Origin of the sequence: Mycolicibacterium austroafricanum (assembly GCF_902705885.1) — a bacterium.
Lineage (GTDB): Bacteria > Actinomycetota > Actinomycetes > Mycobacteriales > Mycobacteriaceae > Mycobacterium > Mycobacterium vanbaalenii_A.
The window spans coordinates 180,939-193,906 of the sequence record NZ_CACSIP010000001.1; the positions used below are offsets into that span (position 1 = coordinate 180,939).

At 67.0% G+C, this 12,968-nt stretch carries 12 protein-coding genes; 8 read left to right on the forward strand and 4 right to left on the reverse strand.

The window, feature by feature from the left end; translation table 11 throughout:
• Positions 1-6 precede the first annotated feature (6 nt).
• The 4 genes from BEMPMBAN_RS00955 to BEMPMBAN_RS00970 all read right to left on the reverse strand — a co-directional run bounded on the left by BEMPMBAN_RS00955 (position 7) and on the right by BEMPMBAN_RS00970 (position 3,002).
• The gene (locus BEMPMBAN_RS00955) at positions 7-849 is read right to left on the reverse strand and encodes an ABC transporter permease (RefSeq protein WP_159228555.1); all 843 of its coding nucleotides are present in this window, start codon (positions 847-849) and stop codon (positions 7-9) included.
• Positions 846-1,604 (reverse strand): MlaE family ABC transporter permease, encoded by a 759-nt coding sequence (locus tag BEMPMBAN_RS00960; RefSeq protein WP_159228556.1) that lies wholly within the window; start codon positions 1,602-1,604, stop codon positions 846-848. The genes BEMPMBAN_RS00955 and BEMPMBAN_RS00960 overlap by 4 nt, the downstream gene beginning before the upstream one ends.
• A gap of 260 nt (positions 1,605-1,864) precedes the next feature.
• A complete protein-coding gene (locus BEMPMBAN_RS00965; protein WP_200845823.1) occupies positions 1,865-2,797 on the reverse strand; it encodes a 3-oxoacyl-ACP reductase in 933 nt (310 codons plus the stop codon).
• A 13-nt stretch (positions 2,798-2,810) separates the two neighbouring features.
• Positions 2,811-3,002, reverse strand: a complete 192-nt coding sequence (locus BEMPMBAN_RS00970) for a ferredoxin (protein ID WP_159228557.1) — start codon at positions 3,000-3,002, stop codon at positions 2,811-2,813.
• 138 nt (positions 3,003-3,140) lie between these two features.
• Between BEMPMBAN_RS00970 and BEMPMBAN_RS00975 the strand changes: the two genes are divergently transcribed.
• From BEMPMBAN_RS00975 to lpqN (BEMPMBAN_RS01010), 8 genes are all read left to right on the forward strand, one after another.
• Positions 3,141-4,319 carry an acyl-CoA dehydrogenase family protein gene (locus BEMPMBAN_RS00975; protein WP_159228558.1) on the forward strand — a complete coding sequence of 393 codons (1,179 nt, stop codon included), beginning with the start codon at positions 3,141-3,143 and terminating at the stop codon, positions 4,317-4,319.
• Positions 4,320-4,337: 18 nt separating this feature from the next.
• Positions 4,338-5,441 carry an acyl-CoA dehydrogenase family protein gene (locus tag BEMPMBAN_RS00980; protein WP_159228559.1) on the forward strand — a complete coding sequence of 368 codons (1,104 nt, stop codon included), beginning with the start codon at positions 4,338-4,340 and terminating at the stop codon, positions 5,439-5,441.
• A gap of 14 nt (positions 5,442-5,455) precedes the next feature.
• On the forward strand, positions 5,456-6,991 hold the full coding sequence (fadD17, locus tag BEMPMBAN_RS00985) for a long-chain-fatty-acid--CoA ligase FadD17 (RefSeq protein WP_159228560.1): 1,536 nt from the start codon (positions 5,456-5,458) through the stop codon (positions 6,989-6,991).
• Entirely contained in the window at positions 6,988-8,661 is a 1,674-nt protein-coding gene (gene casI / locus BEMPMBAN_RS00990) for a steroid-22-oyl-CoA synthetase (RefSeq protein WP_159228561.1), read from the forward strand. Before fadD17 ends, casI begins: the two co-directional genes overlap by 4 nt.
• Positions 8,654-10,216, forward strand: a complete 1,563-nt coding sequence (locus BEMPMBAN_RS00995; RefSeq protein ID WP_159228562.1) for an FAD-binding protein — start codon at positions 8,654-8,656, stop codon at positions 10,214-10,216. The genes casI and BEMPMBAN_RS00995 overlap by 8 nt, the downstream gene beginning before the upstream one ends.
• Complete coding sequence (locus BEMPMBAN_RS01000; protein ID WP_159228563.1) at positions 10,209-11,348, forward strand: 3-ketosteroid-9-alpha-monooxygenase, oxygenase component; 1,140 nt, start codon at positions 10,209-10,211, stop codon at positions 11,346-11,348. Before BEMPMBAN_RS00995 ends, BEMPMBAN_RS01000 begins: the two co-directional genes overlap by 8 nt.
• 78 nt (positions 11,349-11,426) lie before the next feature.
• A complete protein-coding gene (gene lpqN / locus BEMPMBAN_RS01005) occupies positions 11,427-12,149 on the forward strand; it encodes an envelope biogenesis lipoprotein LpqN (protein ID WP_159228564.1) in 723 nt (240 codons plus the stop codon).
• Between the two features lie 91 nt (positions 12,150-12,240).
• Complete coding sequence (lpqN, locus tag BEMPMBAN_RS01010) at positions 12,241-12,966, forward strand: envelope biogenesis lipoprotein LpqN (protein ID WP_159228565.1); 726 nt, start codon at positions 12,241-12,243, stop codon at positions 12,964-12,966.
• Positions 12,967-12,968: the final 2 nt, after the last annotated feature.

Here is a 12,968-nt window from a genome sequence, read left to right on the forward strand (position 1 = left end):
AGTCACCTATCCGGACAGGTTGAAGTTGCCGGAGGAGCCGTAAACGGCGAGGGAGATGAACAGCACGATCGTCACCACTACGATCAGCGAGGTGCGCACCGCCTGCCCGACCGCGATGCCGACCCCGACCGGGCCGCCCGACGCGTTGTAGCCGTAGTAGGTGTGCACGAGCATCACCGCGACCGCCATCACGATCGCCTGCAGGAACGACCACAGCAGGTCGCTCGGTATCAGGAACGTGTTGAAGTAGTGGTCGTAGAGCCCGGCTGACTGGCCGTTGATGTAGACCGTGGTGAAACGCGCGGCGAAGAACGCCGCAAGCACCGAGAGCGCGTACAGCGGGACGATCGCGATCAGCCCCGCGATGATCCGGGTGGACACCAGATACGAGACGGCGTGCACCGCCATCGCCTCCACGGCGTCGATCTCCTCGGCGACACGCATCGCGCCCAGCTGGGCCGTGGCGCCGGCGCCGATGGTCGCCGCGAGCGCGATACCGGCGATCACCGGCGCGACGATGCGGACGTTGAGGAAGGCCGACAGGAAGCCGGTGAGCGCCTCGATGCCGATGTTGCCGAGCGACGAGTACCCCTGCACGGCGATGACGCCGCCGGACGCGAGCGTCATGAAGGCGGCCACTCCCACCGTGCCGCCGATCATCACGAGCGCGCCGGTGCCCATGGACATCTCGGCGATCAGCCGGATCGTCTCCTTGCGGTACTTGGTCAGCGCGTTCGGGATGAAGCGCACCGACTCGCCGTAGAACAGCGCCTGTTCCCCGACGACGTCGACGGCCTTGGGCACCACACGCAGCGCGCGGCGGAAGCGGACAGTGGCGTCGTAGCTCATAGCACCCGGACCCCGATGGCGGTCATGATCACGTTGATCACGAACAGGCAGATGAACGCGTAGACGACCGTTTCGTTGACGGCGTTGCCGACCCCTTTCGGGCCGCCCTTCACCGTCAGGCCGCGGTAGCAGCCGACCAGCCCGGCGACCAAGCCGAACAACAACGCCTTGACCTCCGCGAGCAGCAGCTCGGGCAGCCCCGTCAGCACGGTGAGGCCGTTGATGAACGATCCGGGATTCACTCCCTGTAGGAAGACCGAGAAGACATAACCGCCGGTCAGGCCGATCAGGCAGACCAGACCGTTGAGCAGCAGCGCCACGAACGTCGAGGCCAGAACCCGCGGGACCACGAGGCGATGGATCGGGTCGATGCCCAGCACCCGCATCGCGTCGATCTCCTCGCGGATGGTGCGGGCACCGAGGTCCGCGCAGATCGCGGTGGCACCGGCGCCGGCGACCACCAGCACGGTCACCACCGGACCGAGCTGGGTGACGGTTCCGAACGCGGTGCCGGCACCCGACAGGTCGGCGGCGCCGATCTCGCGGAGCAGGATGTTCAACGTGAAGGCCACCAGCACGGTGAACGGGATCGCCACCAGCAGCGTCGGGATCAGCGAGACGCGCGCGATCATCCACGTCTGGTCGAGGAACTCACGGAACTGGAACGGCCGGCGGAAGGTTTTGACGAACGTGTCCAAGGACATTTCGACGAACCCACCTACGGCCCGCGCCGGCGCCGCAAGCTGTTCGATCAACCTCGGCTCCGTTCTCGGGCGGGGTGGGGCGGGGGAACACCGTGGCGAAGAATCCGCCGTTGGTCGGCCGCGATGGCTACCCGCCCCTTGGCTAAGCGCTGCTCTTAGTGAGCCGGATCATATTAACTAGAACACGTTCGGAGTGTCAAAGAACGGTAGATCCAGTCCAAACTCTTTCATTTTCCCTGTTCAGGCCCACTGTGACGCAGATCATCCTAGAACGTGTTCCAATTGACACGCAGCACTGACAATCAAGACTGTCAGTCTCGATCTCCCAGCCCGATCGCGGCCGAGAAACTCCGTTCCGGATCCCTGTCAGCAAAGTAGCTCCGCAAGGTATCGGACAGGTCCGCCGGATCCCATGCGTCACCGGAGGCACTGAACTGCGCTTCGGCGGTGGGCGCGGCGACAAGCGTCACCGTCGGACCATAAACGATGAACAGCTGCCCGTTGACCCCTTCGGCCGCAGGCGACGCCAGGAACCGGACCAGGTTGACCACATGGTCGGGCGACAGCGGGTCCACCGCCCCTTCCGGCAGCTCGGGTGCGTCTCCGAACACTCCCGCGGTCATCGCCGTCCGCGCGCGCGGTGCGATCACATTGGCACGCACCCCGAACCGGCCGAGCGCCCTGGCCGCCGACAACGTCAACGCGGTGATACCCGCCTTGGCCGCGCCGTAGTTGGGCTGCCCGATCGGACCCGAGAGCCCTGCCTCCGAGGAGGTGTTGATGATCCGGCCGTACACCGTTGCGCCGTCACCACCCTGTTTGGCCTTCGACCGCCAGTAGGTGGCCGCGTTGCGGGTCAACAGGAAATGCCCGCGCAGATGGACCGCGATGACCGCGTCCCACTCCTCGTCGGTCATGTTGAACAGGATCCGGTCGCGGGTGATGCCCGCGTTGTTGACGACGATGTTCAGGCCGCCGAGTCCGTCGGCCGTCTCGACCAGCTCGTCAGCGGTACTGCGTTCACTGATGTCGCCGGCCACGGCGACACCCTTGGTGCCCGCTGCGGCGATCTCGTCGAGGACGTCGGATTGATCCAGCGCCGCGGCGATGTCGTTGACGACGACGGTGGCGCCGGCCCGAGCCAGGCCGATGGCCTCGGCCCGGCCCAGCCCGGCGGCGGCGCCGGTCACCACGGCTGTGCGGCCGGACAGATCGATCTGGGTGACGGGGTCTGAATGAGTCAAAGTACGAATACCTCTAGTCGTGGCGGATCAGGGCGGCGCGGGGACACTCGGCGATGGCCTGCTCGGCCACCGCTTCCTCCTCGGCGGGGACCGGGTCGGCCTTCACCACCGCGTAGTCCTCGTCATCGAGGTCAAACAGGTCCGGGGCAATGCCCACGCACACCGCGTTGCCCTCACAACGGTCACGATCCACTTCCACTCGCATAACAACCTCCTGCCCGTAGTGTGACACCACCCTGGACCGTAAGACTAGAACGTGTTACAACCGCAGAAGGCATGAGGTATGCCCGGGCCCCGGGATGGCACTGCAATTCAAGGCTCGCAGAGAAGTGAGGACGGCGCGATGCGAATCGGCTACACCCCCGAGCAGGAAGACCTGCGCCGCGAACTGCGCGCGTACTTCACCAAGCTCATGACACCCGAGCGGGCCGAGGCGCTGGCGTCCAACGACGGCGAGATGGGACGCGGCAACGTCTATCGCGAGACCGTCGCGCAGATGGGCAAGGACGGTTGGCTGACGCTGTCGTGGCCCGAGGAGTTCGGCGGACAGGCCCGCCCGCCGATGGACGGGCTGATCTTCAACGACGAGGCCTCGATCGCCAATGTCCCGGTGCCGTTCCTGACCATCAACAGCGTCGCACCGACGATCATGCACTTCGGCAGCGACGAACAGAAGAAGTTCTTCCTGCCCAGGATCGCCAAGGGCGAGTTGCACTTCTCGATCGGCTACTCCGAGCCCGGCGCGGGCACCGACCTCGCCGCGCTGCGGACCACCGCGGTGCGGGACGGGGACGACTACGTCATCAACGGCCAGAAGATGTGGACCAGCCTGATCGCCTACGCCGACTATGTCTGGCTGGCGGTCCGCACCAACCAGGAAGCCAAGAAGCACCGCGGCATCTCGATGCTGATCGTTCCGACCACCGCCGACGGCTTCTCCTGGACCCCGGTGCACACCATGTCCGGGGTCGACACCAGCGCCACTTATTACCAGGACGTCCGGGTTCCGACGTCGGCCCTGGTGGGCGAGGAGAACGCCGGGTGGAAGCTGGTCACCAACCAGCTGAACCACGAACGCGTCGCTCTGGTGTCGGCGCAGCCGATCTTCTCGGCACTCGACGGAGTCCGCGAGTGGGCGCAGAACACCAAGGATGCCCACGGCAGGCGCCACATCGACTCAGAATGGGTGCAGCTCAACCTGGCCCGGGTACATGCCAAGGCCGAGGTGCTCAAGCTGATCAACTGGGAGCTGGCCTCCAGCGATGCCGCGCCGTCGCCGGCTGATGCCTCGGCGGCCAAGGTGTACGGCACCGAACTGGCCACCGAGGCCTACCGCCTGCTGATGGAGGTGCTGGGCACCGCCGCAACGCTGCGCACCGATTCCCCCGGCGCGCTGCTACGCGGCCGGATCGAACGGATGCACCGGTCCTGCCTGATCCTGACCTTCGGCGGTGGCACCAACGAGATCCAGCGAGACATCATCGGCATGGTCGCGCTCGGCCTGCCCCGGGTAAACCGCTGAGACAATAGGAGATATTGCATGGACTTCTCGAAACCGGAAGCGGCGGAGGACCTCGGCGGACTGGTCCGCACGATCACCGAATCGGTGTGCACACCCGAACATCAACGTGCCCTCGACGGCGCGGAGAACCGCTTCGACCGCGACCTGTGGTCCAAGCTCGTCGACGCCGACGTGTTGACCGCCGCAGCTCCGGAATCGTTGGGGGGCGGCGGGTTCGGTGTCCTCGAGCAGATCACCGTCCTCGAAGCCCTGGGCAGGCAACTGGCCGCGGTGCCCTATCTGGAATCGGTGGTGGTCGCCGCGGGCGCTGTGGCGAAATTCGGTTCCGAGGCCCTGCAGCAGCAGTGGGGGGTGCCCGCCGTCAACGGCACCAAGATCCTCACCGTCGCGCTGGCCGCAGAGATGGGTGACGGCCCGGTGCAGGCGCAGGCCGCCGGCGACGGGTACAGGTTGACCGGCACCCGCGCCCTGGTGCCGTACGGCCCGGCCGCGGACGCATTCCTGATCCCCGCCCAAACCGATTCGGGGACAAAGGTCTTCGTCGTCGCCACGGACGATCCTGGCGTGACAGCGACGGCGCTGAGCACCACCGGGCACGGCAGCGTCGGGCACCTCGAACTGCACGGCGTCGAACTCGGCGCCGAGCGCGTGGTCGGTGACGACGGGAACGCCGTGCTGAACTGGCTGGAGATCCGCCAGCTGCTGGGTCTGTCGGCGTTCCAGCTGGGCGTGGTGGACCGGGCGCTCGAACTCACCGCGCAGTACGCGCGCGAACGCGAACAGTTCGACAGGCCGATCGGCAGCTTCCAGGCGGTGTCCTCGCGACTGGCCGACGGTTACATCGACATCAAGGGACTGCGGTTGACGCTGACCCAGGCGGCCTGGCGGCTGTCCGAGGACCTGCCTGCCGATATCGATGTCCGCTCGGCGGCGTTCTGGGCGGCCGAGGCCGGCCACCGGGTTGCCCACACGACGGTGCACGTCCACGGAGGCGTCGGCATCGACACCGACCATCCGGTGCACCGGTACTTCCTGGCCGCCAAACAATCCGAGTTCGCTGTGGGCAGTGCAACCGGAGCGCTGCTGGCCATCGGTCGCGAACTGGCCGACACACCGGCCTGATTCGCCTCTGCCCGGTGGCCACCACCCTCACCCCGACCGTCCCGGATCTGTTGAGACCGCTGGCCGAGGTCGACGATCGGGGCGTGTTCTCGGTTGACCCCGACACTGCCGACGGTGTGGCCCCTTCGGTGTCGTTCGTCAGTTGGCGCGACCACCTTCGCCAGGCCGCCCGGCTGGCAGCCGCACTGCAGTCACGGCTGGATCCCACCCGGCCGCCGCACGTCGGCGTGCTGCTGGGCAACACGCCGTTCTTCTGCACGATGCTGGCCGCCGCGGCCCTGTCGGGGATCGTTCCGGTGGGACTGAACCCGACCCGGCGCGGCGCGGCCCTGCTGCGCGACGTCGGGCACGCGGACTGCCAGCTGGTGCTGGCCGACAGTCCGCAGCACGGGGTGGCCGCGCTGGATGTCCGATCACCGGAATTCGCTGCGGAACTCGAAGTGTTCGACGGTGCGCCGGTCGAGTTTCACCGTGCCGATCCCGACGACCTGTTCATGTTGATCTTCACGTCCGGCACCGGCGGCGACCCGAAAGCGGTGCGGTGCACCCATGAGAAGGTGGCGTTCCCGGGTACGATGCTCGCGCAGCGCTTCGGGCTGGGTCCCGCCGACACGTGTTATCTGTCGATGCCGCTGTTCCATTCGAACGCGATCATGGCGGGATGGGCCCCCGCAGTGGCCGCCGGAGCGTCGATCGCGTTGCGGCGCAAGTTCTCTGCGTCCCAGTTCATTCCCGACGTGCGGCGGTTCGGCGCCACATACGCCAACTATGTGGGCAAACCGCTGTCCTACATCCTGGCCACGCCCGAGCAGCCGGACGACGGCGACAATCCGCTGAAAGTCGCCTACGGCAACGAGGGCGCTCCCGGTGATCTGACCAGGTTCGCGCAGCGCTTCGGGGTGCAGGTGGTCGACGGGTTCGGATCCAGCGAGGGCGGGGTGTCGATCGCCCGCACCCCCGACACACCCGACGGCGCTCTGGGCCCACTGATGGCCGGGGTGACGATCGTCGACGTCGACAGCGGCGTCGAGTGTGCGCCGGGCGTCGTCGGTGAGCTGGTCAACACCGAAGGGCGCGGCCAGTTCCGGGGCTACTACAAAGACCCCGAGGCAGAGGCCGAACGGATGCGGGGCGGCGTGTACCACAGCGGCGACCTCGCCTACCGCGACGAACACGGCTTCGCCTACTTCGCCGGTCGACTCGGTGACTGGATGCGGGTCGACGGTGAGAACCTCGGCACCGCGCCCATCGAGCGGATCTTGTCGCGCTATCCCGGGATCACCGAGGCCGCGGTGTACCCGATCCCGGATCCCTCGGTGGGCGATCAGGTGATGGCCGCCCTGGTGCTGCCCGAGGGCACACACTTCGACCCCGAGGAGTTCACCCGGTTCCTTTGCCGGCAAGACGATCTCGGCCCGAAACAGTGGCCTGCGTTCGTACGGGTAGGCACCACGCTGCCCCGCACCGAGACCTTCAAGATCCTCAAGAGACAACTCAGCGCAGAAGCCACCGGGTGCCCAGATCCCGTCTACCGGATCACGCGGCCGTGACATCCGTCCGCCGTGACGACGTGGCCACGATGCTGCTCGACCGACTCGGCGACCCACACCCGGGGCTGCGGACCCGCGATCACGACTGGAGCTGGGACGAGGTGGTGCGAGAGTCGGCGGCGCGCGCCGGCCTGGCTCTCCAGTTGCGTGAGCGGAACTTCCGGGCTGCGCCGTTCCACATCGGTGTGCTGCTCGACAACGTGCCGGACTTCGTGTTCTGGCTCGGGGCGGCCGCACTGTCCGGCGCGACGATCGTCGGGTTGAACCCCACCCGCGGCGCCGCAGAACTGGCCGCCGACATCCGGCACGCGGACTGCCGGCTGATCGTCACCGACGCACCCGGCATGGGCCGACTGCAGGAACTCGACCACGGGCTGGACCCGTCCCGGTTCCTGCTCGTCGACGATCCGGGATATTCGCAACAACTCGAGCAGCATCAGGCCCCGCCGTCGATTGCGGCGGGCGTCGACGCACGGTCATTGTTACTGCTGCTGTTCACATCAGGAACCACCGGCGTGTCCAAGGCTGTGAAATGCAGCCAGGGTCGGCTGGCCCGGATCGCCTACGCCGCCACCGACAAGTACGGACATCACCGGGGGGACGTCGACTACTGCTGCATGCCCTTGTTCCACGGCAACGCGATCATGGCGTTGTGGGCGCCGGCACTGGCCAACGGCGCCACCGTGTGCCTGACACCGAAGTTCAGCGCTGCCGGGTTCCTGCCCGACGTCCGGTTCTTCGGCGCGACGTTCTTCACCTACGTCGGCAAGGCACTGGCCTACCTGTTGGCGACACCGCAGCGTGCAGACGATGCCGACAACACGCTGACGCGGGGGTTCGGCACCGAGGCCTCGCCGGAGGACCAGAACGAGTTCCGCCGCCGCTTCGCCGCCGAACTGTTCGAGGGATACGGTTCCAGCGAGGGCGGTGCAGTGGCCACCCCCGACCCGGCCGCACCCGCCGGGGCACTCGGCCGGCCGGCACACCCCGGGGTCGTCATCGTCGAGCCGGATTCGTTGAACCGCTGTCCGGCAGCGATTCTCGATGCGCAGGGCAAGGTACTCAACCCTGACGAGGCCATCGGGGAGATCGTCGACCAGCGCGGCGCACGGGATTTCGAGGGTTATTACCGCAACGACGCCGCGGAGGCCGAGCGGGTCCGCAACGGCTGGTACTGGTCTGGTGACCTGGGGTATCTGGACGGTGACGGGTTCCTGTACTTCGCCGGCCGGCGCGGAGACTGGATCCGCGTGGACGGCGAGAACATCTCCGCGCTCAACATCGAACGCGTCATCCGTCGTTGTCCTGACGTGATCACCGCCGGGGTCTTCGGCGTCCCCGATCCACGCTCCGGTGATCAGGTGATGGCTGCCGTCGAGGTCGCCGATCCCGAGACGTTCGACATCGAAGGCTTCACGGCGTTCTTGGCCGCCCAGCATGATCTGGGCGCCAAGGGAACTCCGCGGTTCGTCCGGGTGTCGGCGAGTCTGCCCGCGACCGGATCCAACAAGGTGCTCAAACGGGATCTACAGGCGCAGCGTTGGCACACCGCGGAACCCGTGTACCGCTGGGCGGGCCGAGGCCGTCCGCAGTACCGGCGGATGACCGACGCCGACCGGCAGACCCTGGACGCCGAATTCGCCAAGCACGGAAGGAAAGTCCATGCGTGAATGGCACGAGACGACCGATGTGCTGGTCGCCGGTTCCGGAGCGGGTGGCGTCACCGGGGCATATACCGCCGCGCGGGAGGGCCTCGACGTCGTCCTGATCGAGGCCACCGAGAAGTTCGGCGGTACCACCGCCTACTCGGGCGGGGGTGGGATGTGGTTTCCCTGCAACCCGGTTCTGCTGCGGGCGGGCGCCGACGACAGCATCGACGACGCACTCGAGTACTACACCGCGGTGGTCGGTGACCGCACGCCGAAAGCGCTGCAGGAGGCCTACGTCCGCGGTGGTGCGCCGCTTGTCGCGTACCTCGAGTCGGACGAATTGCTGAAGTTCAGCCTGCTGCCCTGGCCCGACTATTTCGGCAAGGCCCCGAAGGCACGCGCCGACGGCATGCGGCACATCGCGGCCAAGCCCCTCAAGGTCGCGGCCGCACCCGCGCTGCGCGAGCTCGTCCGCGGACCGCTGGACGCCGACCGGCTCGGCCGGCCGCAGCCGGACGACTACTTTGTCGGCGGGCGGGCGCTGATCGCCCGGTTCCTGGCGGCCTCCGAGAAATACCCGCACTTCTCGGCCCGCCGGGACACGGCGCTGACCGAGCTGGTGATCGAGGATGGCGCCGTCGTCGGCGCGATCGTCGAAAACGACGGACAGCGAAGAGCCATCCGGGCGCGGCGCGGGGTGCTGTTGGCCGCCGGCGGTTTCGAACACAACGACGAAATGCGGCGGAGGTACGGCGTTCCCGGGAACTCGCGAGACACCATGGGGCCGCCGGGGAATCGTGGCCTGGCCCACCTGGCCGCGATGGCCGTGGGGGCCGACACCGACCTGATGGACCAGGCATGGTGGTCGCCGGGACTGACACACCCCGACGGCACCTCAGCCTTTGCGCTGTGGTTCACCGGTGGGATCTTCGTCGACGATCACGGACGCAGGTTCGTCAACGAATCAGCGGCCTACGACCGTCTCGGGCGAGCGGTACTCACGGCGATGGCAGACGGACGAGTGACGTTGCCGTACTGGATGGTCTACGACCACAGTGGCGACGGGGCGGGGGTCGTGCCGCCGGTCAAGGCGACAAACGTCTCGATGGTCGAGACGGCGGAATACGTGGAGGCCGGGCTGTGGCGGACCGCCGACACCCTCGAAGAACTCGCCGTCGAGATCGGCGTGCCGCCGCAGAACCTGGTCGATACGGTGATGCGGTTCAACGAATTCGTGCGGCGGGGCAGTGACGACGACTTCGGCCGCGGCGACGAACCGTACGACCGCGCGTTCTCCGGTGGCGCGTCACCGCTGTACGCGATCGAACGTCCACCGTTCCATGCGGCCGCGTTCGGCGTGTCCGATCTGGGCACCAAGGGCGGTCTGCGCACCGATACCGCCGCGCGCGTGCTCGATGCGGCGGACAATGTGATCGCCGGACTCTACGCTGCCGGCAACACGATGGCGGCCCCCAGCGGCACCGTCTACCCCGGCGGCGGCAATCCGATCGGAACCAGCATGGTCTTCAGCCACCTGGCTGCGCTGGACATGACAAAAGGAGTCAGCCATGAGTGAGGCAGCGACCGAGAACGTACGCGAGATCGACACCGGCGCCACGATGACGCGGTTCGCCCGGGGTTGGCACTGCCTGGGCCTGGCCGAATCCTTCCGCGACGGCCAACCCCATGGCATCACCGCGTTCGGCACCATGCTCGTGGTGTTCGAGGACTCCAAGGGCACCCTCAACGTTCTCGACGGGTACTGCCGCCACATGGGCGGCAACCTGGCCCAGGGCACCATCAAAGGCGATGCCGTCGCCTGCCCGTTCCACGACTGGCGCTGGGGTGGCGACGGCAAGTGCACGCTGGTGCCGTACGCCAAGCGCACCCCGCGGCTGGCCCGTACCAGGGCCTGGCTCACCACCGAGGTCAACGGACAGTTACTGGTCTGGCACGACCCGGAAGGTTCCACTCCCCCAGCCGAACTGACACCGCCGACGATCGAGGGCTACGACGAAGGTCTGTGGTCACCGTGGCAGTGGAGTTCGATCCTGATCGAGGGGGCGCACTGTCGCGAGATCGTCGACAACAACGTCGACATGGCGCACTTCTTCTACATCCACCACGCCTACCCGACGTACTTCAAGAACGTCATCGAAGGCCACACCGCCAGCCAGTACATGGAATCCAAACCACGACCCGACTTCACCGCCAACTTCGACAAGCTCTGGGACGGAACCTATCTTCGTTCGGAGGCCACCTATTTCGGTCCGGCGTACATGATCAACTGGCTGCACAACGACCTCGGTCCGGACTTCACCGTCGAGGTGGCACTGATCAACTGCCACTACCCGGTCAGCCACGATTCGTTCGTCCTGCAGTGGGGGGTGGCCGTGCAGCAGATGCCGGGGCTGCCCGCCGACAAGGCCGCCAAACTCGCCGCGGCGATGAACAGTTCGTTCGGTGACGGCTTTCTCGAGGATGTCGAGATCTGGAAGAACAAGTCCCGCATCGACAATCCGCTGCTCACCGAGGAGGACGGGCCGGTGTACCAGCATCGCCGGTGGTACCAGCAGTTCTATGTGGACGCAGCGGACGTGACACCGGAGATGACCGACCGGTTCGAGCAGGAGGTCGACACCACCCACGCCAACGATCTGTGGCAGCAGGAGGTCGCCGAGAACCTCGCGGCCCGCGCCCGAAGTTGAGTACAAGTACCCAACCGGCAGGAGCCCCTTTCTGACCTAGGCTTTTCTGAACGCCCTGATACCGACAGGAGTTCAGCCATGAAGCTCTCGGCCGCCGCCGCCCGGGCCGCCGCGATCGCTGCCGCCCTCGCCGCCATCACAACCGGCTGTGGTTCCGATACCACGACGGGGTCCGGCACCACCGCGTCGGGGACCACCGCGTCGGAAACCACAGCCACCAGTGCAGCGGCGGCGCCAACGACCGACAGAACCGCTCCGCGCGAGGCGGTCCCGCGGGGGCCGAACCCGACGATCGCCGATTACATCGTCGCCAACAACATTCAGGAAACGCCGGTCTTTCCGGGCGATCCCGGCGCCCCCGTCGTCACCTTGCCTTCTCCGGACGGTTGGCGCGACGCCGGTCCCGACACCCCCGAGTGGGCCTACGGCGCGATCGTCTACACCGGACCCGAATCCCGGGAATACACGCCGAGCATCATCGCAGTCGTGTCCCGGCTGACCGGCAATGTCGACCCGCAGGAAATCCTCGACCTCGCGGCCGGCGAGCTGAACAACCTGCCCGGCTGGGACCCGATGAGCACCGGCCGGTCCAGCACGCTCGCCGGCTTTCCGGCGTTCCATCTCGGCGGCACCTGGGAGCAGGACGGCGTGACCAAGGTGGTGGGGCAGAAGACAGCGGTGATCGAAGACAGCGACGGGCTGTACGTGCTGCAGCTCAACGCTGACGGCCTGGAGAGCCAGATGGAGTTCGTCGGTGACGCAACAGGTGCCGTCGACCGCGGGATCACCATCACGGCGTGAGCACGGGGAATTGAGTACATCTACCCACAGAGCAACCGCGGCCTCCCGTTCTAGGCTTCAATAGACAATTGATACCGACAGGAGTTCAGCCATGAAGCTCTCGGTCATCACCCGGGCCGCTGCGATCGCGGCGGCGCTGGCCGTCGCCGCAACGGGTTGTGGTTCCAACACCACGACCGGCTCCGGCACCACGGCGTCGGAGTCCGAAACGACCACTGAAACAACCACGTCCTCCGGCGCGACGGCGGCGCCCTCGACGGCCCGGATCGCCCCGCGCGGCGAGGACCCGCAGGGGCCCAACCCGACGATCGTGGACTATCTGGTCGCGAACGGCATTGAGGAAACACCGATCAAGCCGGGCGATCGCAGCGCACCACGCATCGATCTCCCAATTCCGGAGGGCTGGCGACCCGCCGGATCCGATACCCCCGAGTGGGCCTTCGGCGCAATTCTCTACGAGGGCCCCGAAGCGCGGGAATACACGCCGAGCATCGTCGCACTGGTGTCCAGGCTCGACGGCGACGTCGACCCGCAGGAAATACTCGACCACGCGCCGGGCGAGCTCAACAACCTGCCCGGCTGGAGTCCGTTGACCAGTGGCAGGTCCAGCTCACTCAGCGGCTTTCCGGCCTACCAGCTCGGCGGCACGTGGGTGCAGGACGGTGTGGAGAAGATCGTCGCGCAGAAGACAGTCGTGATTCCGTGGTCCAACGGGTTGTACGTGTTGCAACTCAACGCCGACGGTCTCGAGAGCCAGATGGACATCGTCGGCGCCGCGACGAACATCATCGACGACGAAACCGTGATCACGCCCTGACG

Excerpts from the sequence above, each read along its gene's own strand:
- BEMPMBAN_RS00955 (WP_159228555.1), bottom strand. The coding sequence starts at position 849 with ATGAGCTACGACGCCACTGTCCGCTTCCGCCGCGCGCTGCGTGTGGTG.
- BEMPMBAN_RS00970 (WP_159228557.1), bottom strand. The coding sequence starts at position 3,002 with ATGCGAGTGGAAGTGGATCGTGACCGTTGTGAGGGCAACGCGGTGTGC.
- BEMPMBAN_RS00975 (WP_159228558.1), top strand. The coding sequence starts at position 3,141 with ATGCGAATCGGCTACACCCCCGAGCAGGAAGACCTGCGCCGCGAACTG.
- BEMPMBAN_RS00980 (WP_159228559.1), top strand. The coding sequence starts at position 4,338 with ATGGACTTCTCGAAACCGGAAGCGGCGGAGGACCTCGGCGGACTGGTC.
- BEMPMBAN_RS00995 (WP_159228562.1), top strand. The coding sequence starts at position 8,654 with ATGCGTGAATGGCACGAGACGACCGATGTGCTGGTCGCCGGTTCCGGA.
- BEMPMBAN_RS01000 (WP_159228563.1), top strand. The coding sequence starts at position 10,209 with ATGAGTGAGGCAGCGACCGAGAACGTACGCGAGATCGACACCGGCGCC.
- lpqN (WP_159228564.1), top strand. The coding sequence starts at position 11,427 with ATGAAGCTCTCGGCCGCCGCCGCCCGGGCCGCCGCGATCGCTGCCGCC.
- lpqN (WP_159228565.1), top strand. The coding sequence starts at position 12,241 with ATGAAGCTCTCGGTCATCACCCGGGCCGCTGCGATCGCGGCGGCGCTG.